The sequence below is a fragment of the Streptomyces sp. NRRL F-2664 genome (assembly GCF_000719345.1).
In the GTDB taxonomy this organism is placed as follows: domain Bacteria; phylum Actinomycetota; class Actinomycetes; order Streptomycetales; family Streptomycetaceae; genus Streptomyces.
Map to the genome: position 1 here is coordinate 69,064 of NZ_JOFX01000008.1, position 17,327 is coordinate 86,390.

A 17,327-nucleotide genomic window follows, 5' to 3' on the forward strand; every position below is an offset into this window, starting at 1 on the left:
CTTCTCCTTGCAGGCAGATGCAGGTGAGGGGTGGATCGGGAGGCCCTGGCTGGCCGGCTTCTGGGAGGTCGCCGGCGGTCGGGGCCGCATAGCCGGCTAAGCGGCTGCGGGGACGGCTTCGAGCTCGCGGGCCTTGACCCAGCTGTCGACTGCCTCGATGCGGGCGACGACGTTCTTGCCCAGACGGAAGGCGTGCGGGCCCTTTCCGGCCATCCGCCACTTCCGGTAGGTGCTCGGCGTGATTCCCAGGCGGGACGCGATGCCGGGCGTGACCTCTCCGTTGTCGCCCTCGTGGTCCTCGATGTAGATCAGGCCGGTCGGGGGCTTCGTCTTGGCGAGCTTTCGCGGCTCGGTGGGCATGTTGCTCCTTAGTCTGGATTCGGTTCGTTCGGATCTGGAGACGCTGGTGGCGCGAAAAGGACGAGCACTGCAACCCCAACCTCCCTCGCGATGTCGTGGGCGACTTGGTAGTCGCAGTCACTGGTTCGACCGCTGAGCAGGTGCCCTATGGCCGAGTGATGCGAGAGACCCACGGCCTCCGAGAGGGAGCGGATCGTGTGCGGCTTTCCACGCCCGGGGTGATCCATTACCCACTTGAGGATGCTCGGATCGCGGAGCGTATAGCGCACTCTCACTGGCTCTCCATCGGAACGCATCGGCTCTTGATGAGAACAGTCAAGCACGGCCGGAGCCGCCATGTCTACAGATCCGAACGGCTGGATGTGAAGTTTCGGCAAAGAGGTAAGGTCGCTAACATTGATCTGTAGACGATTCGTCTGCATGCAAGGATGGTTGTACGGCCTGGCCTGCGACTTTTGTAGCCAGTGCGGCCCATCATGGAGACAGCCGGAAAGATGGACGAGACTCTAGGAGACAGCGGCATGGCGGCACCCGCCCCCGACGAGACCCGCAGCAGCGCCTCCCGTGAGCCCATCCCCGAAGGGCTCGCACGCGAGCTCGACCGCGACGAGCTGAGCCGGCTCGTGCGAGAGGTCAACGACGACGGCCGCGGCATCTCCTACCAGGAGATGTCGGACCGAGCCGAAGCAGCCGGCCACCAGCTCTCCAAGCCGTACTTCCAGAAGCTGGCCACCAACGCCGTGACAACGGCCCCGTCGCCAGACCGCCTCCGCGCCATCGCCGCAGGCCTCCGCCGACCGCTCGCCGTCATTCAGCGAGCAGCAGCTGTCCAGTTCCTCGACTACGAGGCAACGGAACTCTCCGGCTACGACGACGACGTCCGCGTCATCGTGGCCCACCTGGCAGGCATGGGCGCCGGCGAGAAACGCCGCTGGCGGGCGATGATCGAGGCTGCAGAGCAGGCCGACCGAGATCACTAACTTGCGTTCTGGTTGATATCTGAACCGTTCTCTTGTCGGACCGTTGTAGTGAGCAGCGGGTCACGCTATGTTTTCGGACACTAGGCGATGCCCGCACCACAGGCACCAACGACGGGGTGCCTTGCGCGCACAAGGGGGCCGACATGCTGCGCTTCACCTACGAACTCAGTCACGATCTCAGCTCTGACGCACCCATCCGCATTCAGGAAGGTCGCGGGTGGGTGCACTACGAATTGCACAACGGAGTCTTCCTGCCGGAGGGTGCAGCCGCCCTGACCAGTGCGAGCCAGGCGCTCCTCGCCGGCGGCCAGTGGTTCCAGCTCTGGCGGGGAGACGTCATCTCCATGGAGACACCCGAGGGGCGCAATGGCTGGATATATCGAGGATCGATGGCTCACTAAGAAGCCGGACGAGGCCACCGGCAAACGGCGGCGCACCGCGCTCTACGGCAAAGGCAAGCGGTACAAGGTCACCGGCATCCCGGGGGTCCGCGCCCGCAGCTTCGATCAGCTCAGCGGCCCCAACGGGGCGAACGCATGGCGGGCCAAGGCACAAGCTGACTCCATGCGCGGCGAGTTCGTCGACCCGCGCGACGGAAGCATCACCTTCGCGGACTACTTCCGGGACCACTACTGGCCCACCCAGACGGGCGACCCCGGATCGCTGGACACGATCGAACGTCGCATCAGGGTCCGGGTACTCCCCCATCTGGGCAAGCATGCACTCAACACCATTCGCGTGCCCCAACTCCGGGAGTTTCTCGCCGCTCTGGATTCCCAGTACAGCGAGACCACCATCCTCGAAACGTGGGGCACGCTGTCGTCCGTGCTGCAGGCTGCTGTCGATGACGAGCGGCTGGCGAAGAATCCCTGCTCGGCGCGGACCATCAAGCTGCCGTCCCGCAGGGAGCGGAAAGCGCGGGCGTGGAGCCGCGAGAAGGTGGCCGCAGTCCGCGAGGGGCTTGATCCTCGCTACCGCATCATGATCGACCTCGGAGTCGGGGCCGGTCTTCGCCAGGGCGAGGTCTTCGGGTTGAGCGTCGATGACATCGACGAAGCGAACGAGGTCCTCCACGTCCGCCGACAGGTACGAATCATCCGCAACAGGTTGGTGTTCTCTCCGCCGAAGGGCAACAAGACGCGCTCTGTGCCACTGCCGGAGGCGTTGGCGCGCCGACTGCGGGCCCATCTTGATGCGTTCCCTGCCGCGTCCGTGAGGTTGCCCTGGATCAATCCGGGTGAGCCGATGACGAAGAAGGAGGCCGAAGCCTGGGCGCCGCAGTCGCACCGGCTGGTCGTGACGGGGGCTGTCGCACAGAACGCCCTACGCCGGTCGGCGTTCAACGAGGGGCCGTGGAAGCGGGCTCTGGCAGCTGCGGGTGTGATCCCTCCCGCTCCCCCGCGCAAACCGGGCAGCAACCGCATTGCCAAGCATGTCGCTGCTCCTCAGGAGGGGTTCCACGCCCTCCGGCACACGTTCGCGTCGGTTCACCTGCATGAGCGTGAGTCGGTGGTCTCCGTGGCAGGGTGGTTGGGTCACGCAGACGCCGCCATCACCCTGAAGGTGTATGCGCACATGATGCCGGAGGCCGATGGTCGCGGTCGGCGGGCGATGGATGCGTGGCTCGAGGCCCTGCCGTAGCGAATTCTCCCTGCGTTCTCCCTGTGCCGGCTTTCCGGGCGCGGGGAGAACACGTTTCGGCAGGTCAGGAAGCTAGTGGCACGGCGGTTGTGCCACATGTCGACGTTCTGCCCGTCACTGCCGTTGGTGAGGATGACGGTGGGGCGCCGCTCGGCGGGGCCGTCCGGGCGGAAGAACCACACCGGCAGCCCGGTCCTGCCCCACGGGACCCGGTCGGTGACGGCGGGGGGCGTGCACAGCCGGCAGAAGGTGTCCCACGCCCTGCGCCCCGCCTCGTAGACCGCCCTCTCGTCACCGGGCTCGTCGGTGCCCAGGACGTAGAACAGTGCCTGGGCGTAGTACTGGGCCGCGCGCAGCGAGCGGAAGCGGCGGGTCTGCGACGGCGCCCGGCCGCCCTCCCGGCCCGCGGCCGGTGGCGCGGAGAGCTTGTCGCCCCAGGACCGGAAGGTGTCGGTCCAGGTCTGCTCGGACAGCCCCGCCGCGTTGATGGTGTTGACCGCGGTCAGCACCTCGCCGACCTCGGATGCGCGCATGCCCGCGGCTCCCAGGGCGAGCAGTCCGGCGAAGTTGAAGCCCGGGTCGGCGAAGAGCCGCATCGCTCCCGGTGCGGGATCGGACGCCGCCGCTGGCGGGGTGGGCGCGGCGGCCGCGGTGCGGCCGGTGCTCCCGACGGCGAGCGCGCCGGCCCCCGCGGCGAGCCCGGTGAGGGCGGCGCGGCGGGTGAGGGGGGCGGGCTGGTGCGGAGTGCGTGCGGTCATGCGGGGGACGCTACGGCGCGCCGCCGCGCGCGGGGGTGTGGCGCGCCCTCCCCTGCTCCGAACGGGCCCGCGGCCGGTCAGGTGCCGCGCCGGGTACGCAGGACGCAGTCGCCGCACAGGCCGGCGCCGGGGACGCGGTAGTAGAGGCAGCAGCTGCGCCGTGCGAAGGCCACGCCGAGCCCCTCCTCGTGGACGAGGGTGCCGGTGCCCGCGAGCGCGCCGCCCTCGGCGAGCAGGGAGCGCGCCAGCTCCACCGCCGTGCCGCCCGGCACCCGGTCGGTCAGCACCCGCAGCGCGCCGACCAGCCCGGACGCCGCGTTCCCGCGCAGGACGGTCGGGGAGACCCCGTACCGCTCCCGCAGTCGCGCCTCCAGGACGGCCAGGTTCTCCAGGACGGACGTGCCGAGGCCTTCGGCCGGGCGGGCGTCGGGCTGCGGGAGCCAGAGCTGGAGCGAGCCCTCCTGCGGCAGCCGCCACCACACCCGGTCGGCGGCCAGGTCGGGCACCCGGCCGGCCAGGGCCGCGCATCCCAGCCCGACCGACCACAGCCGGGAGGCGATCCCGAACTGGGCGGTCGAGGCGGCCACGCGGCCCGGTCCGCTGCCGATCCGGCGGCCCACCTCGGCGACGTACGGGGCGAGCTGCCCGTCGTACAGCGAGGTGAGCGGCCGGAAGCCGGGCCCGGGCGGCTCCTGCCCGTACGGCACGGTGAAGAAGGGCCCCACGGCGGCGAGGCGCCGCAGTACGTCGTCCATACCCGGAATGATCTCAGGCGGACCACCCGCGGACACACCGCCGACGACCACCTGTTCGATGCCCGGTCCGGCGGGCAGGACGGCCTGGGCGTCCGCGGGGCCGGCGGGGCGCGCTGCGTCCGGCAGCAGCGGATCGCCTCTATATCGTCGCAGGTCAGGGGTGATCACACGGTCCGGGGTGGCGGTGGGCGCGGCCGTCCGGGGGGCTCGGACCGTGCGGTGGCGGGGAGGTCCGTTGATCGGGATCACGGGCGCCGCGCGGCGGGGATCCGAGCCGCCGGAAACCCGCGTCACACCATTGCCGAATGGGGGGTTCATGAGAGGACTTCGAGGGGCTACATTGAGCCACTCGCGTTCACCTGACAGCCGGTCGCCTTTCACTCGTGTTTTGCACGGGGGGCGACGTCATGGGCGCAGACTGTGCAACCACCCCACCGCCCAGAAGGACCGAAGGCTCCGTGCCCGTACCCGTACACCTCGCGGGCCGCACCGTGCGGCTCGAGCCCCTCGCACCCCACCACACCGAGGCCCTGGCCGTGGCCGGTGCCGAGGATCGTACGACTTACGCCTTCACCCCCGTACCCCATGGGGTGCAGGCGTCACACGAGTACATCGACCGCGCGCTCACCGATCAGGCCGCGGGTCGATCGCTCCCGTTCGCCATCGTCAGAGCCACTGACGGGCGCGTGGTCGGTTCGACCCGGTTCCTGGAACTCGACTACTGGCAGGGGCCGCTGGTGTGGCCCGCCGTGCCGGGCGTCCCGTTCGGCGATCCGGCGACGGCGATCCCCGATGCCGCCGAGATCGGCAACACCTGGCTGTCCCCGACCGCCCAGGGCACCGGCATCAACACCGAGGCGAAGCTGCTCATGCTCCGCCATGCCTTCGAGACCTGGGGGGTCCGGCGCATCTCGCTGCGCGCCGATGCGCGCAACGGCCGGTCGCGAGCCGCGATGGAACGTCTCGGCTTCACGTGCGAGGGAGTCCGCCGGGCCCATTCGCGGGGGCTGGACGGCGCCGTCCGCAGCACCGCCTTCTACTCGATCCTCGACGAGGAGTGGCCGGCCGTACGGTCGATCATCGAGCTGAGGCTGTCGGCGGGGACACGCAGGCGCCGCCGCAAGACCCTGATCCCGGCCTGACCGGGCCGAAGAACGGAAAAACGGTCCTGCCCCGGCCCTCGTCCCGGCCTCCTCATCCGAGGAAGGCCGGGACGAGGGCCGACTCCAGCAGCCGGGCGGGGGGCTCCGCCGCCGTCGGCCGGTCCGGCGTACAGGTCGGCGCCGAAGTCCCCGGGCAGGGAGTGGACGACCGTCCCATGGTCCGCCCGCACCGCCTGGTCGTCCACGCTGCGCCCTCGGCGAGAGGGGTCTCCTTGCCGGAGGCCGGATCCAGGACGTGCAGCCGCCAGGGTGCCTCGGCCGGCAGGCCCGCCACCCGCTTCTTGAACACCACCCGGGTCCCGTCGGGCGACAGCGACGGGCACTCGACGTTCTGCCGCAGGGTGCTCACGGTGCGCCCGGCCAGGTCCCCCCGGACCAGTGGGGTGCGGCCGCCGGTGGCCATGGTCGCGTGGAAGGTCAGCTCGTCGGCGGCGAAGGTGCGGGCAGTGGGGCGGGGGCACCCTACGGGGGCCAGGCACGGGCGGCCACCGGATCGGGAGGAGGCCGTGGGCGGCGGCCGCCGGGCAATGGGCCGTCCCGGGAAACCCCAAGAGAAGGAAAAGTGCGCAACCCCCGACGCACTCCCGTTCATCTTTCGAACGGAAGAACCGAGACGTCGGGCACACCGGGCCGTCGTCGGACCACCCCGCCCCTCTGGGGCAGCACCAGCCGGAGAGCCACCGCACATGTCGTACGCACCCCAGGGGCAGCAGCACCAGCCGCACGGGCCGGGAGGGGACGCCTCGCCGCCGCCCCACGGCGACCCGTACGGCCCGTGGGAGCCGGAGCAGCCGGAGCCACCGCGCCGCAGGGGCCGGCGCCGGCTGGTCGCCGGTGTCGCCGTCCTCGCGCTCGCGGGCACGGCAGCGGGGGTCATGGCCCATTACGAGATACCCCCGTTCACCGACAAGGGCTCCTCGGTGTCCTTCGGGCAGGGCGGGGGCGGCAAGGGTTCCGGGCAGGGCGGTTCCGGTGCCCAGCAGCCGGCGAACTCCAGGATGCTGATGCCGACCGGGCCGGCCGCCGACTTCAAGAACTCGATGACTTTGGCCGACGGCACCCATGTGGCCGTCACCACCCTGGACGGCAAGAAGTCCGGCTTCAAGGGCAAGGTGTGGGTCTGGGCGCCCAAGGAGTACAACGACCCGAAGTTCGCCAAGAGCGGCTTCCCGGTCATGATCGCCCTGCCGGGCGGCGCCGGATACCCGAACAACTACTGGATGGGCACGGACCTCGGCCTCCAGACCAGCATCAGCAAGTGGTACGCGGAGGGGAAGAGCAAGCCCTTCCTGCTGGCCATGCCGGTGCTCAACCCCGGCCCGGACGACAAGGGCGTCTACTGGGACGGCTCCGACATCCCCGGCCAGCCGAAGATGGGGACCTGGCTGACCGAGGACGTCCCGGACCTGATGAAGGCGAACTTCCGCACGGTGAAGTCCCGTGACGGCTGGGCCTTCATGGGCTCCTCCACCGGTGGCTTCGCGGGCATGAAGGCCGTGCTGAAGCACCCGGACAAGTTCAAGGCCGTGATCGCCTCCGGCCCGGACATCGTCCCCGACTCCTCCCTGTGGAAGGGCCACGACAAGGAGAAGGCCGAGAACAACCCGGAGCTGCTGGCCCAACACCTCATCGACTCCAAGGGCCCGGACGTCTACATCGCCTTCCAGGTCGGCGACAGCGAGAGCAACAAGAAGACGCTGCCGGACGTGCAGAAGTTCGTCGCCGCCTTCGGCAACAAGGGGCCCGTGCACACCAGCCTGCGGGTGATCCCGGGCGGCCGGCACAACGCCAAGACCTATGTGCCGAGCATGGGTGAGGGGCCGATCCAGTACATCAGCAAGGTCATGGAAGGACCGGTCGAATAGCCGCCGGCACCTGCGCCGGCTCGTGCTCCGGCCCGCCGAACACCTTCGGCGGGCCGTCGCCGTTCCACGGCGCCCAGCCCGGGTCGCCCGTCGCCGCGAACCGCACCCACGCAGAGTGCATCTCGTCGGCCAGCGCCTGCGGAGGCTCGGTCCCGGCCAGCCACGCGGCCTCGGGCACGGACAGGGTGTCGAACACGAATCCGATCTCCAGGGCGTGGCAGGCGCCGAGTCCCGGGATGCCGGAGCACCAGGCGAACTCGTACAGGTAGCTCGGCGCCGCCCTGCGGGCCCCGGCGAGCCGCCGCAGCGGATCGCGCAGCAGCCGGTCGGTGAGCAGTTGTCCGGCGAGTTCGGCCGGTCCGGCCCCGGGCAGGACGGTGCGCAGCGCCCGTACGGCGGCACGGTCCTTGCCGGCCCGGGTGCGGGCCAGCGCGACGGCGAGCGGGCCCAGCCGGTCCAGCAGCCGCATCCCGCCGGTCGGGGCGAGCCAGAGCCGGTACTCCTCGGTGGTCCATCCGAACAGCAGCGGCACCTCGCCCGAGGCGGCGTCGGCGTCGGCCGTCAGGGCGTCGAGGGGGTCGACGGGCAGCGTGTCCGGATCCACGACCAGGCCGAAGGCGGGTCCGCCGAGGAGCGGGCCCGATCGGCGCAGGACGGCGGCCTGGGCGGCCATCAGGTCGGGCAGAGCGGCGGCGGTGAAGGCGGCCGCGGTGGCCTCGATCTTCAGCAGCGAGGCCATCCGCCGGACCATGGCGCGCACCCTGGGGCGGGCCAGCGCCTCGGGCGCGCCGCTCTGCAGGACGGCCCGTTGGAAGAGGCCGGCCGCGCGGGGCGCGGCCAGGAGGGCTCCGATGCTGATCGCCCCCGCGGACTCGCCGAAGACGGTGACGCGGGCCGGGTCCCCGCCGAAGGCGGCGATGTTGTCGCGCACCCAGGTCAGGGCGGCGATCTGGTCGAGCAGCCCCCGGTTGGGGGGTGCGTCGGGGAAGAGCCCGTACCCGAGGACGCCGAGGCGGAAGTTGAAGGACACGAGCACGATGCCGTCGCGGGCGAAGGCGGAGCCGTCGTAGACGGGTACGGCCGCCGAGCCGCGGGTGTGCGCCCCGCCGTGGATCCACACCATGACGGGCAGCCCGGCGCCGGGGGCCGGCTCGGGGGTCCAGACGTTGACGTTCAGGCAGTCGTCACCCGGGATCACCGGGTCGGTCAGGAGGGCGGCGAAGGCGGCGGGGTAGGGCACCTTCGGCGCGGTCGGGCCGAAGTCGACGGCCTCGCGGTCGCCGTCCCAGGCGGCGGGCGGCGCCGGGGGCGCGAAGCGGAGGGGCCCGACGGGCGGGGCAGCGTACGGGATGCCCCGGAAGACGGAGATCCCGTCGGCTCCGGTACGGCCCCGCACCACGCCGGCCGCGGTCCTCACCCGCGGCCGACCGTCCTCCGCGGCGACGCCCTCTGTGCTCATCCGTCCTCCTCCAGCCGGTACCGGCCCGGCACGATCGCACAGCCGTCCCAAGGGTGACAAGGCGTGACCGGGCCTGGGACCGGCCCGGTTGGACGGGCATGCGAATCCTGCGTATCCCCCACACTCTGCCGGTCCTGCTGCTGGCGGGCATCTCGTGCGTCACCGGTCCGGCCCATGCCGCCGGGCCGGATTTCCAGTACGTGGGCCAGGACGACCGGGTCCACGGGCTCACCGCGCCGCGGGGCTGCGTGGCGGCCGAGGGCGGTGGCGGCCGGGCGGTGACCAACGCCACGCGCGGCCCGGCGACCCTCCACCAGGGCCCCCGCTGCTCGGGGCGGGTGGTGGGGACGCTGCGACCCGGGGAGGTGGCCCAGGTGCGGCCCGCCTTCGCGTCCGTGGCCTTTCCCGTCACCGGGTAGGCCCACGGGCCGTGACCCCGCGGCCCTCCCCGCGTTGTATGCCATGTCAAATGCCACAGATCCTGTGGCGCCCCACATCTCACGAGGAGATCTTGATGTCGCGTATCGCGAAGGCACTCGCCATCACCGCTGTCACCGGTAGCGCCGTGGTCGCCGGTGCGGGCCTGGCTGTCGCCGATGCCGGAGCGCACGGTGCGGCGGTCGGCTCCCCCGGTGTCCTGTCGGGCAACCTCGTCCAGGTTCCGGTGCACGTCCCGGTCAACGTCTGCGACAACACGGTGAACGTGATCGCCCTGCTGAACCCGGCGTTCGGCAACACCTGCGTCAACGCCTCGGGCGGCGGCGCCGACCACCACACCCAGGACGGCTACGGCCACTGATCGCAGGCTCGTCCCAAGGGCCCCTGCCGAACGGCGGGGGCCCTTCCCGTGTGCGGTGCGCCCGCCACGCCACGACGTCCACCGAAACCGCTGGGGCGGCCGCGGGGTCATTCGTAGCGGTACAGGCCCTGGTGGCCGAGGGCCTCGCGCGGCGTGACGTTCCAGGGCGGCATCGGCTCGTCGAGGGCGATCACCCGCCCGCGCTGGGCGTCGCCGGCGGGCAGGGGGGCAGCGGGCAGGTAGCCGGAGCGGGGGTGCTTGTGCTGCCAGCGGTCCCAGATCAGGTCGACGAAGGCGTGGTGCAGCCAGAACGCCGGGTCGTTGGGCGCCGTACCGCCCGTCATGTGGCCGCCGATCCACTGGTGGACCTTGTTGTGGTTGCGCCAGCGCTCGCTCCTGGGGGCCGCCCAGCCCTCCAGTTTGTTGCGGAAGCCGCCCGCCGTGGCCGTGGAGTCCCAGGGCGAGACGTCATAGACCGGGTCGTCGATCGCCCACTGGAGTTCGGCCGGGGTCGGCAGGGTGATCGGGTTCTGCGGCCTGCCCAGGTTGCGGGTGAGGAACGCCGACTCCGTGATGCCCACCGTCACGGTCCAGTTGCCCTTGTCGTAGGCGAACGGCCCGGTCATCACCTTGCGGTCGGCCGCACGGCCGGTGCCGCCGAGGAAGTCGTCCGCCCAGAGCGAGGAGACCGGGCTGGTGTCGGTGGTCCAGTCCCAGTAGGGAACGGACACGCGACGGTCGATCTGCTGCAACTGCTTCTCGAACTCCAGCAGGTAGAGCCGGTGCCACGGGAAGAAGGAGGGCGACATGTGCCCGACGCGCAGCTTGCGGTCCCGGTCGGGCACGAAGTACTTGTCGTGGGTGCGCACCAGGGCGTCGTAGGCACCGCTGCGCTTCAGCTCCAGCACCGCCGCGGTGAACCGCTTCTTCTGCGCGCTGGTGAGGTTCTTCTGGTTCTGCCGGACGTACACAGCAGGGTCCTCCCGTTCCCGTGGGTCTGTCAGCCGTGGTGCGGGGCCGCCAAGGCCAGCTGGGCCGTGCCCAGTTCGTCGACCGCGGCCCGGGCCAGTTCCAGCGGGGTCGGATAGGACTGGAAGTGGTTGATCCCGCTCAGGTAGCTGCCGTCGGCCCGTCGCATGACGTGCAGCGGGCGGCCGTCGATGCGGACCTCGGCGGCGTCGACGGCGATGTGCCGGCCGCGGTACGTCTCCTCGGCGAGGGGCGCCGGGGTGACGGTCTGCCGGGGCCGGCGGGCGCGCAGTACGGGCGCCAGGGCCGCGCCCGTACCGGCGAGCACGGCCGCGGTGAACGCCGTGCGCAGGAGCGCCCGGCGGGTCAGTGGTGCGGCGGCGGTTGCTGCGGACATGCGGTCTCCCTCGCTCGGTGGCCGGCGGCTACGGGTCTAACGCCGCGCGGCGGGCGAGGTCACCCGCGGGCCCTGCCCAGCTGCTTGTAGAAGAGCGTGGTCGGGTGCAGCCGGCCCGCCGGGTCGGTGGCGTAGTCCGGGATGGTGCCGGCCTCCGTCCAGCCCGCGGCGCGGTAGAACTGCTCGGCGCCGCTGCCGGTCTCGGTGTCGAGGAACAGCAGCAGCACTCCGGCGCGGGCGGCCCCGGCCTCGGCGTGGGCGAGGAGGGCGCGGGCGGTGCCGCGGCCCCGGGCGGAGGGGTGGACCATCAGCTTGCGCAGCTCGGCGCGGTGGCGGCCGTTGGGCTTGGACTCCCGGTACCAGCTGACGGTTCCGTCGATGGGGCCGTCGGCGCCGGTGCGGGAGACCCACAGCGCGAGCGATCCGTCCTCGACGGCGGGCAGCAGGCCGTCCCACCAGGCGGCCGCGGCCGCGTGGTCGAGGCCGGCGAGGAAGCCGAGCGAGGAGCCGTCGTGGACCACGGCCTGCAGGAGAGCGGCGAGTTCGTCGCGGTGGGTGCGCAGTCCGGTGGCGGACAGCGGGGCGATCACGGCGGTCATGCGGCGAGCATAGGCAGCGGCTCTCGGCACCCGGCAGGCGGGGCAGGGCGCCGGCGCCCCGCGGTCCCGGGGCGGGAGCGGGGGCCGGGGCTGCTGTGCGGACGCCCCTGGGGGGTGGCCGAGAACTCCTGACGGAATGAACCGGTGACCCGCTTGGAGCGCCTGAGTGAGTAGATCATTACTCTGCATGGGTGCTGTCCTATGACGAGATGACCCCGCCGGAACGCGAGCTGTGGGATGCCTTCCCTGAGGGGCGTCGCGTTGACCTGCGCACAGGAGTACCCGACGCGGACGCTCCCGCTGCGGGTGACCGGTGGGGCCCCGACCGTACTGTCCGCGCGGCCGTGGTGGCGACGCTGTTGCTCGGCGCGAACGAAGACCGCTCTGACACCGTAGCCGCCTTGCGACTCACCGGCGCGCGTATCACCGGTCGTCTCGACCTGTCCGGGGCGGAGCTCTGTCACACGTTCTCGCTGCAGGGCTGTCGGCTGGACGAGGCGGTGCACCTGCACGGTGCGACGACCCGGACGATCGAGATAACGGACAGCTGGGTTCCGGGGGTCAACGCCGAGCTCGCCCGAATCGAGGGTGACCTGGACCTGAGGCGGTCGACTCTCGCAGGCGGCTCCCTCATGCTCGTCAACGCTCGTGTGGCCGGGAATCTGGTGATCTCGGATGCCAGGATCTCGGGCCCGGACGAGTGGGCAGTGCGCGCGGGCGGCCTCGTCCTGGATGGCGGCGTCTTCGGCCGGCGGCTCACCACGCAAGGCGGACTGCGGCTGCCCGGCGCACAGCTGCTCAGCGGCCTGTTCCTGCAAGGCGCACGGCTGGGGAACACCGCGGGCGTCACGCTTGCCGCAGGAAGTATGGCCGCTTCGACGGTGGACTGCTCCCAGGGGTTCACCGCGCAAGGAGGCGTACTGCTGCGCAGGGCCCGAATAGAAGGTCTGCTGACCTTCGAAGGAGCCCATCTGAACGGGGATGGCGTAGCCCTGGACTGCGTATCCATGCACGTGGGCGACTTCGACTACAGGACCGCAGCACCGCCCTCAGGACTGGTGGATCTCCGCTCCGCCCAGGCCACCTGGTGTCAGGACAGCGAGCAGAGCTGGCCGAGGAAGGTGCTCCTGGAAGGGTTCACCTACGGGTCCATCCGATTCGGGGACGCCCCGTCCGCGGCAGGCGACGACGGATCGCCTGCGAGGGACGAGGTGGTCCGTCGCCTGGCCTGGGTCCGCCGGAATCCTGGCTATGTCCCGCAGCCGTACGAGCAACTCGCGGGCTGGTATCGGCAAATCGGCCATGACGATGACGCCCGTCGCGTACTCCTGGCCAAGCAGCGCCACCGGCGTCTCACCCTGTCCCCGGCGGCCCGGGTATGGGGGCACCTGCTGGACGTGACCGTGGGCTATGGCTATCGGCCCTGGCTGGCCGGCGTCTGGCTCCTCGCGCTGACCCTACTGGGCACGCTGGCCTTCAGTACTCACTCTCCCAGCCCGGTCAAACGAGACGAAGGCAGCCCGTTCCAGCCCCTCGTCTACACGCTTGACCTTTTGATCCCCCTCGGTGGTCTGGGTCAGCGCACGGGGTGGTACTGGCCGAACAGTAGCCTCCAGTGGCTGGCCTACCTGCTGATCGCCTTCGGCTGGATGCTGACGACCGCCATCATCGCCGGTATCACCCGCACCCTGCAGAAAAACTAGTGAGCAATGGTTGAGTTCAGCCGTCGCCGGCAGATCAGTGCGCATCCGAGGGTGAGGAAGGCTTCGTGGATGTCGTCGCGCATCTCCCAGCGGATCCGCAGGCGGCGGAACCAGTGCAGAGGGACGAACGCGCGCTCCACGAACCAGCGTTGAGTGCCGAGCCCGGAGCCGTGCTCGGTGGCTTCGTCCTGTCCTGGAGCCCCCTTCAACGCGCCGAAGCCGATTTCTGCGGCAGCTGCTCCCAGGCGATCCCGATGTGCGGCACGAACAGGATGCCCGGGAACACCAGCCGGTCAGATGCCGCACGCGTTCAGGGTGCCGGGCCCGACGCTCGACCTTCGGCAGTGGCTCGACCACCGTCCACAGCTCGTCGTCGACTTCCCATGGCTTCGGCCGCGCCACCCCGCACCCCCGGATGATCCGTCCCGGAGTGATCCAACCGGCTTGAAGATCATTTCGTTATGAGTTCCGAGGGGCCGGGATTTCGGCGAAGTCGGCGACGAGGCCGCGGTGGTGGCCCGCCGTGCCGAGGGCGAGAGCGTCGGCCTTGGCCCGCTTGAGGTAGAGGTGGGCCGGGTGCTCCCAGGTCATCCCGATGCCGCCGTGGAGCTGCACGCACTCCTCGGCGGCGCGGACGGCCACGCCGGAGCAGTAGGCCTGGGCGACGGCGACCGTCAGGGGCGCGTCGGCAGCCTCGGCGGCGAGGGCGTCGGCCGCGGCCCGGGCGGCCGCCCGGGCGGAGGCCACATCGAGCCAGAGCCGCGCCAGGCGGTGTTTGAGGGCCTGGAAGGAGCCGACGGGCCGGTTGAACTGGTAGCGCCCCTTGACGTGTCCGACCGTTTCGGTCAGGCACCATTCGGCGAGCCCGACCTGCTCGGAGGCGAGCAGGCCGGCCGCCGAGAGCAGGGCTCCGGCGACGGCGGCCCGGGCCGTCGCGGCGTCGGCGAGGCGGGTGCCCCGGGCGGCGTCCAGGGTGACGGTGGCGAGCGGGCGGGTCAGGTCCAGCGGGACCAGCGGGGTCACCGCGGTGTCCGCCGCCCGCACCGCGTACAGCCCGGTGTCGGCGAGGACGAGCAGTACGTCGGCGGCCACCGCGTCCGCCACGGCGTTGACCGTGCCGGTGAGGACCCCGCCGCCGGAGTCCCGTACGGGGGCGGGCAGCGGGCTCCCGGGGGCGAGGGTCAGGGGCACGGCCGGGGCGCAGACCGTGCGTCCCGAGGCCAGCTCCGCCAGCAGCGGGGCGGCGCCGGCGGTGTCGGCGGCGTCGGCCGTGTCGCAGCCGAGCAGGATCTCCGTGGCGAGCACGGCGCTGGTGAGGTAGGGGACGGGAGCCACCGCCCGGCCCAGCTCCTCCAGCACCACGGCCGCCTCCCGGTGGCCCGCCCCCATGCCGCCGAGCTTCTCGGGGACGAGGAGTCCCGCCGTGCCGATCCCGGCGGCGAGGGTGTGCCACAGGGCCGGGTCGTGCGGGCGGCCGGTCTCCGCCCGGGCGAGGACCGCCCCGGCGTCGCACCGGGCGGTGAGGAGGGAGCGTACGGCGGCGCGCAGCTCCTCCTCCGCTTCGGAGTACAGCAGGTCGGCCGGCGCCGCCGGTGCTGTGGGTGCCGTCATCGGGACAGGTCCTTCCAGGGGAGGTCCTTGTCGTCGCGCGGCTCGGGGGGCAGCCCCAGGACGCGTTCGGCGACGATGTTGAGGAGGATTTCGCTCGTGCCGCCCTCGATGCTGTTGCCCTTGGCGCGCAGGTAGCGGTAGCCGGCGTCGCGGCCGGTGAAGTCGACCAGTTCGGGACGGCGCAGGGTCCAGTCCTCGTACAGGAGACCTTCCTCGCCGAGGAGTTCGACCTCCAGGCCGCTGATCTCCTGGTTGAGGCGGGCGAAGGCCAACTTCATGCCGGAGCCCTCCGGGCCGGGCTGGCCCGCGGCGAGCTGCTGGCGCAGCCGCTCCGCGGTGAGGCGGGCGACCTCGGCCTCCACCCACAGTTCCAGCAGCCGCTGGTGGAGGGCGTGGGTGCGCAGCTCGGGGCGTTCGCGCCAGGCCGCCGCGACGGGGGCGATCATGCCGCCCTCGCGCGGGATGCGCATGCCGCCGATGGAGACGCGTTCGTTCATCAGGGTGGTGCGGGCGACCGCCCAGCCCTCGCCCACGGCACCGAGGCGGTGGGTGTCGGGGATACGGACGCCGGTGAGGAAGACCTCGTTGAACTCTGCCTCGCCGGTGATCTGGCGCAGCGGGCGGACTTCGACGCCCGGGTGGTGCATGTCGCAGAGGAAGTAGGTCATCCCCTGGTGCTTCGGCAGCGCCGGGTCGGTGCGGGCGACGAGGATGCCCCATCGGGCGGTGTGGGCGCTGGAGGTCCAGACCTTCTGGCCGTCGACGACCCATTCGGCCGCGGCCTCGTCGAGGACGGCCCGGGTGGCGAGGGCTGCGAGGTCGGATCCGGCGCCCGGTTCGCTGAAGAGCTGGCACCAGACCTCCTCGCCCACCCACAGGGGGCGCAGGAAGCGCTGCTTCTGCGCGTCGGTGCCGTACGCGAGGATCGTGGGCGCGGCCATGCCGAGGCCGATGCCGATCCGGCGCGGATCGTTGTCGGGGGCGCCGGCGGCCTCCAGTTCGGCGTCGACGACGGCTTGGAGGGAGCGGGGTGCACCGAGGCCGCCGAGGCCCTCAGGGTAGTGCACCCAGGCCAGGCCGGCGTCGAAGCGGGCGCGGAGGAAGGCGGTGCGGCCGGTGTCCGCGGGCGGGTGGGCGGCGAGCAGCTCCCGGGTGCGGGCGCGCATCGCCTCGGGGGTGAGAGGGGTGTCGGCGGTCATCGGGCAGCCCCCTCCGGGTCCGGTACGACGACCAGCCGGCCGGTGGTGGTGCCGTCGGCGAGGCGCTGGACGGCGTCGGCGGCGGCGGCGAGCGGGACGCGTTCGCTGACCAGTGGCCTCACCGTGCCTTCGGCGGCGAGCCGGGTGAGCTCGGTGTGGCAGGCGAGGACGGCGGCGGGGTCCTTGGCGGCGTACAGGCCCCAGTGCAGGCCGAGGACCGCGTAGTTCTTCACGAGGGCGTGGTTGAGGGCGGGGGCGGGGACGGTGCCGCTCGCGAAGCCGACGACGACGATCCGGCCCTCGAAGGCGATGCACTTGGCGGACGCCTTGTAGGCGTCCCCGCCGACCGGGTCGTAGACCACGTCGGCGCCGTGCCCTCCGGTGAATTCCTTGACGCGGGCAGCCACGTCCTCCGCGGTGCGGTCGATCACGAGATGGCAGCCGAGCTCCTCGGCGGTGCGGGCCTTGGCCTTGCCCCCGACCACGCCGATGACGGTGGCTCCGGCGGCCCTGCCCAGTTGGACGGCGGCGCTGCCGACCCCGCCGGCGGCGGCGTGCACGAGGAGGGTTTCGCCCGCCTGCAGGCGGGCGCGGCGGTGCAGGCCGAACCAGCCGGTCTGGTAGCCGATGTGGAGGGCGGCCGCCTCGGCGTCGTCGAGGGTGTCCGGTGCGGGGAGCAGGGCGTGCGCGGGTGCGGTGACGTACTCGGCGAAGCCGCCGTGCGGCAGGCTGGGGTTGGCGATGACGCGCCGGCCGTCGTCGGTCTCGCCGCAGACCTCGACGCCGGGGGTGAAGGGCAGGGGCGGGGTCATCTGGTACTGCCCGCGGACGAGCAGCGCGTCGGGGAAGTTGACGTTGGCGGCGAGCACCCTGGGCCTCACCTCGCCCTCGCCGGGGACCGGTTCGGGGACCTCTTCGAGGCGCATGGCCTCGCGCGGCTCGCCAAGGGTGTGTACTCGCCATGCCTGCATCCGGGGCCTCCAGCCGCCGTCGAGGAATCACGCTCCGGCGCGCATACTAAGCGGTCGCTTGCCCTTTTGTGAATCCGCCGGGAGGGGCGGACGCCGGA

The 17,327-nt window shown here is 71.8% G+C and carries 18 protein-coding genes and 3 pseudogenes; 8 read left to right on the forward strand and 13 right to left on the reverse strand.

The annotated features are described in order from the left end of the window. Positions 1-96 precede the first annotated feature (96 nt). Positions 97-360 (reverse strand): helix-turn-helix transcriptional regulator, encoded by a 264-nt coding sequence (locus IF89_RS46950; RefSeq protein WP_051806968.1) that lies wholly within the window; start codon positions 358-360, stop codon positions 97-99. A 494-nt stretch (positions 361-854) separates the two neighbouring features. On the opposite strand from IF89_RS46950, the gene IF89_RS0111265 reads away from it, so the two are divergent. The 3 genes from IF89_RS0111265 to IF89_RS0111270 all read left to right on the forward strand — a co-directional run bounded on the left by IF89_RS0111265 (position 855) and on the right by IF89_RS0111270 (position 2,981). Further along, complete coding sequence (locus IF89_RS0111265; protein ID WP_158717846.1) at positions 855-1,340, forward strand: hypothetical protein; 486 nt, start codon at positions 855-857, stop codon at positions 1,338-1,340. A 143-nt stretch (positions 1,341-1,483) separates the two neighbouring features. After that, positions 1,484-1,741 (forward strand): hypothetical protein, encoded by a 258-nt coding sequence (locus tag IF89_RS45930; RefSeq protein WP_158717847.1) that lies wholly within the window; start codon positions 1,484-1,486, stop codon positions 1,739-1,741. Next, on the forward strand, positions 1,707-2,981 hold the full coding sequence (locus IF89_RS0111270) for a tyrosine-type recombinase/integrase (RefSeq protein ID WP_030764900.1): 1,275 nt from the start codon (positions 1,707-1,709) through the stop codon (positions 2,979-2,981). Before IF89_RS45930 ends, IF89_RS0111270 begins: the two co-directional genes overlap by 35 nt. Here IF89_RS0111270 and IF89_RS0111275 read toward each other — a convergent pair. Together IF89_RS0111275 and IF89_RS0111280 are read right to left on the reverse strand one after the other, a co-directional pair. Continuing rightward, entirely contained in the window at positions 2,876-3,739 is an 864-nt protein-coding gene (locus IF89_RS0111275; protein WP_051806970.1) for a hypothetical protein, read from the reverse strand. The two genes, IF89_RS0111270 and IF89_RS0111275, sit on opposite strands and share 106 nt — an antisense overlap. 77 nt (positions 3,740-3,816) lie before the next feature. Then, the gene (locus IF89_RS0111280; RefSeq protein ID WP_420706907.1) at positions 3,817-4,662 is read right to left on the reverse strand and encodes a (2Fe-2S)-binding protein; all 846 of its coding nucleotides are present in this window, start codon (positions 4,660-4,662) and stop codon (positions 3,817-3,819) included. Between the two features lie 290 nt (positions 4,663-4,952). Between IF89_RS0111280 and IF89_RS0111285 the strand changes: the two genes are divergently transcribed. Beyond that, complete coding sequence (locus IF89_RS0111285) at positions 4,953-5,636, forward strand: GNAT family N-acetyltransferase (protein ID WP_030764908.1); 684 nt, start codon at positions 4,953-4,955, stop codon at positions 5,634-5,636. A gap of 52 nt (positions 5,637-5,688) precedes the next feature. On the opposite strand, the pseudogene IF89_RS0111290 reads toward IF89_RS0111285, so the two are convergent. Next, positions 5,689-6,096, reverse strand: a pseudogene (locus IF89_RS0111290) (hypothetical protein); the annotation flags it as partial. A gap of 247 nt (positions 6,097-6,343) precedes the next feature. On the opposite strand from IF89_RS0111290, the gene IF89_RS0111295 reads away from it, so the two are divergent. Continuing rightward, positions 6,344-7,522, forward strand: a complete 1,179-nt coding sequence (locus IF89_RS0111295) for an alpha/beta hydrolase (RefSeq protein ID WP_078628224.1) — start codon at positions 6,344-6,346, stop codon at positions 7,520-7,522. Here the strand turns inward: IF89_RS0111295 and IF89_RS0111300 are convergent. Continuing rightward, on the reverse strand, positions 7,500-8,981 hold the full coding sequence (locus IF89_RS0111300; RefSeq protein WP_051806971.1) for a carboxylesterase/lipase family protein: 1,482 nt from the start codon (positions 8,979-8,981) through the stop codon (positions 7,500-7,502). The two genes, IF89_RS0111295 and IF89_RS0111300, sit on opposite strands and share 23 nt — an antisense overlap. Positions 8,982-9,079: 98 nt before the next feature. On the opposite strand from IF89_RS0111300, the gene IF89_RS0111305 reads away from it, so the two are divergent. Together IF89_RS0111305 and IF89_RS0111310 are read left to right on the forward strand one after the other, a co-directional pair. Next, positions 9,080-9,400 carry a hypothetical protein gene (locus IF89_RS0111305; protein ID WP_030764920.1) on the forward strand — a complete coding sequence of 107 codons (321 nt, stop codon included), beginning with the start codon at positions 9,080-9,082 and terminating at the stop codon, positions 9,398-9,400. Positions 9,401-9,495: 95 nt separating this feature from the next. Next, positions 9,496-9,780 carry a chaplin gene (locus IF89_RS0111310; protein WP_030764923.1) on the forward strand — a complete coding sequence of 95 codons (285 nt, stop codon included), beginning with the start codon at positions 9,496-9,498 and terminating at the stop codon, positions 9,778-9,780. A 107-nt stretch (positions 9,781-9,887) separates the two neighbouring features. Here the strand turns inward: IF89_RS0111310 and IF89_RS0111315 are convergent, their stop codons facing one another. From IF89_RS0111315 to IF89_RS0111325, 3 genes are read right to left on the reverse strand one after another with little or no spacing between them, the layout of a single operon-like run. Continuing rightward, positions 9,888-10,751: a tyrosinase family protein gene (locus IF89_RS0111315; RefSeq protein WP_030764925.1), complete on the reverse strand. Its 864-nt coding sequence runs from the start codon at positions 10,749-10,751 to the stop codon at positions 9,888-9,890. A 29-nt stretch (positions 10,752-10,780) separates the two neighbouring features. Beyond that, positions 10,781-11,146: a tyrosinase family oxidase copper chaperone gene (locus IF89_RS0111320; RefSeq protein ID WP_030764928.1), complete on the reverse strand. Its 366-nt coding sequence runs from the start codon at positions 11,144-11,146 to the stop codon at positions 10,781-10,783. 59 nt (positions 11,147-11,205) lie between these two features. After that, on the reverse strand, positions 11,206-11,745 hold the full coding sequence (locus tag IF89_RS0111325; protein WP_030764930.1) for a GNAT family N-acetyltransferase: 540 nt from the start codon (positions 11,743-11,745) through the stop codon (positions 11,206-11,208). Between the two features lie 191 nt (positions 11,746-11,936). Between IF89_RS0111325 and IF89_RS0111330 the strand changes: the two genes are divergently transcribed. Then, a complete protein-coding gene (locus tag IF89_RS0111330) occupies positions 11,937-13,448 on the forward strand; it encodes a pentapeptide repeat-containing protein (protein WP_030764933.1) in 1,512 nt (503 codons plus the stop codon). On the opposite strand, the pseudogene IF89_RS47575 reads toward IF89_RS0111330, so the two are convergent. The 5 genes and pseudogenes from IF89_RS47575 to IF89_RS0111350 all read right to left on the reverse strand — a co-directional run. Continuing rightward, positions 13,445-13,627 (reverse strand): annotated as a pseudogene (locus IF89_RS47575) (IS5/IS1182 family transposase); the annotation flags it as partial. The gene IF89_RS0111330 and the pseudogene IF89_RS47575 sit on opposite strands and share 4 nt — an antisense overlap. A 44-nt stretch (positions 13,628-13,671) precedes the next feature. After that, positions 13,672-13,850, reverse strand: a pseudogene (locus IF89_RS49620) (transposase); the annotation flags it as partial. A 57-nt stretch (positions 13,851-13,907) separates the two neighbouring features. After that, positions 13,908-15,059 carry an acyl-CoA dehydrogenase family protein gene (locus IF89_RS0111340; RefSeq protein ID WP_030764943.1) on the reverse strand — a complete coding sequence of 384 codons (1,152 nt, stop codon included), beginning with the start codon at positions 15,057-15,059 and terminating at the stop codon, positions 13,908-13,910. Then, positions 15,056-16,258, reverse strand: coding sequence for an acyl-CoA dehydrogenase family protein (locus IF89_RS0111345; protein ID WP_030764946.1), 1,203 nt, complete (start codon positions 16,256-16,258; stop codon positions 15,056-15,058). Before IF89_RS0111345 ends, IF89_RS0111340 begins: the two co-directional genes overlap by 4 nt. Beyond that, positions 16,255-17,229, reverse strand: a complete 975-nt coding sequence (locus tag IF89_RS0111350; protein ID WP_030764947.1) for an NADPH:quinone oxidoreductase family protein — start codon at positions 17,227-17,229, stop codon at positions 16,255-16,257. The genes IF89_RS0111345 and IF89_RS0111350 overlap by 4 nt, the downstream gene beginning before the upstream one ends. Between the last annotated feature and the right edge of the window lie 98 nt (positions 17,230-17,327).

Bases quoted from the DNA above. Each gene is read 5' to 3' on its own strand.
- IF89_RS46950 (WP_051806968.1), bottom strand. From the start codon at position 360: ATGCCCACCGAGCCGCGAAAGCTCGCCAAGACGAAGCCCCCGACCGGC.
- IF89_RS0111265 (WP_158717846.1), top strand. From the start codon at position 855: ATGGACGAGACTCTAGGAGACAGCGGCATGGCGGCACCCGCCCCCGAC.
- IF89_RS45930 (WP_158717847.1), top strand. From the start codon at position 1,484: ATGCTGCGCTTCACCTACGAACTCAGTCACGATCTCAGCTCTGACGCA.
- IF89_RS0111270 (WP_030764900.1), top strand. From the start codon at position 1,707: ATGGCTGGATATATCGAGGATCGATGGCTCACTAAGAAGCCGGACGAG.
- IF89_RS0111275 (WP_051806970.1), bottom strand. From the start codon at position 3,739: ATGACCGCACGCACTCCGCACCAGCCCGCCCCCCTCACCCGCCGCGCC.
- IF89_RS0111295 (WP_078628224.1), top strand. From the start codon at position 6,344: ATGTCGTACGCACCCCAGGGGCAGCAGCACCAGCCGCACGGGCCGGGA.
- IF89_RS0111300 (WP_051806971.1), bottom strand. From the start codon at position 8,981: ATGAGCACAGAGGGCGTCGCCGCGGAGGACGGTCGGCCGCGGGTGAGG.
- IF89_RS0111305 (WP_030764920.1), top strand. From the start codon at position 9,080: ATGCGAATCCTGCGTATCCCCCACACTCTGCCGGTCCTGCTGCTGGCG.
- IF89_RS0111310 (WP_030764923.1), top strand. From the start codon at position 9,496: ATGTCGCGTATCGCGAAGGCACTCGCCATCACCGCTGTCACCGGTAGC.
- IF89_RS0111320 (WP_030764928.1), bottom strand. From the start codon at position 11,146: ATGTCCGCAGCAACCGCCGCCGCACCACTGACCCGCCGGGCGCTCCTG.
- IF89_RS0111325 (WP_030764930.1), bottom strand. From the start codon at position 11,745: ATGACCGCCGTGATCGCCCCGCTGTCCGCCACCGGACTGCGCACCCAC.
- IF89_RS0111340 (WP_030764943.1), bottom strand. From the start codon at position 15,059: ATGACGGCACCCACAGCACCGGCGGCGCCGGCCGACCTGCTGTACTCC.
- IF89_RS0111345 (WP_030764946.1), bottom strand. From the start codon at position 16,258: ATGACCGCCGACACCCCTCTCACCCCCGAGGCGATGCGCGCCCGCACC.
- IF89_RS0111350 (WP_030764947.1), bottom strand. From the start codon at position 17,229: ATGCAGGCATGGCGAGTACACACCCTTGGCGAGCCGCGCGAGGCCATG.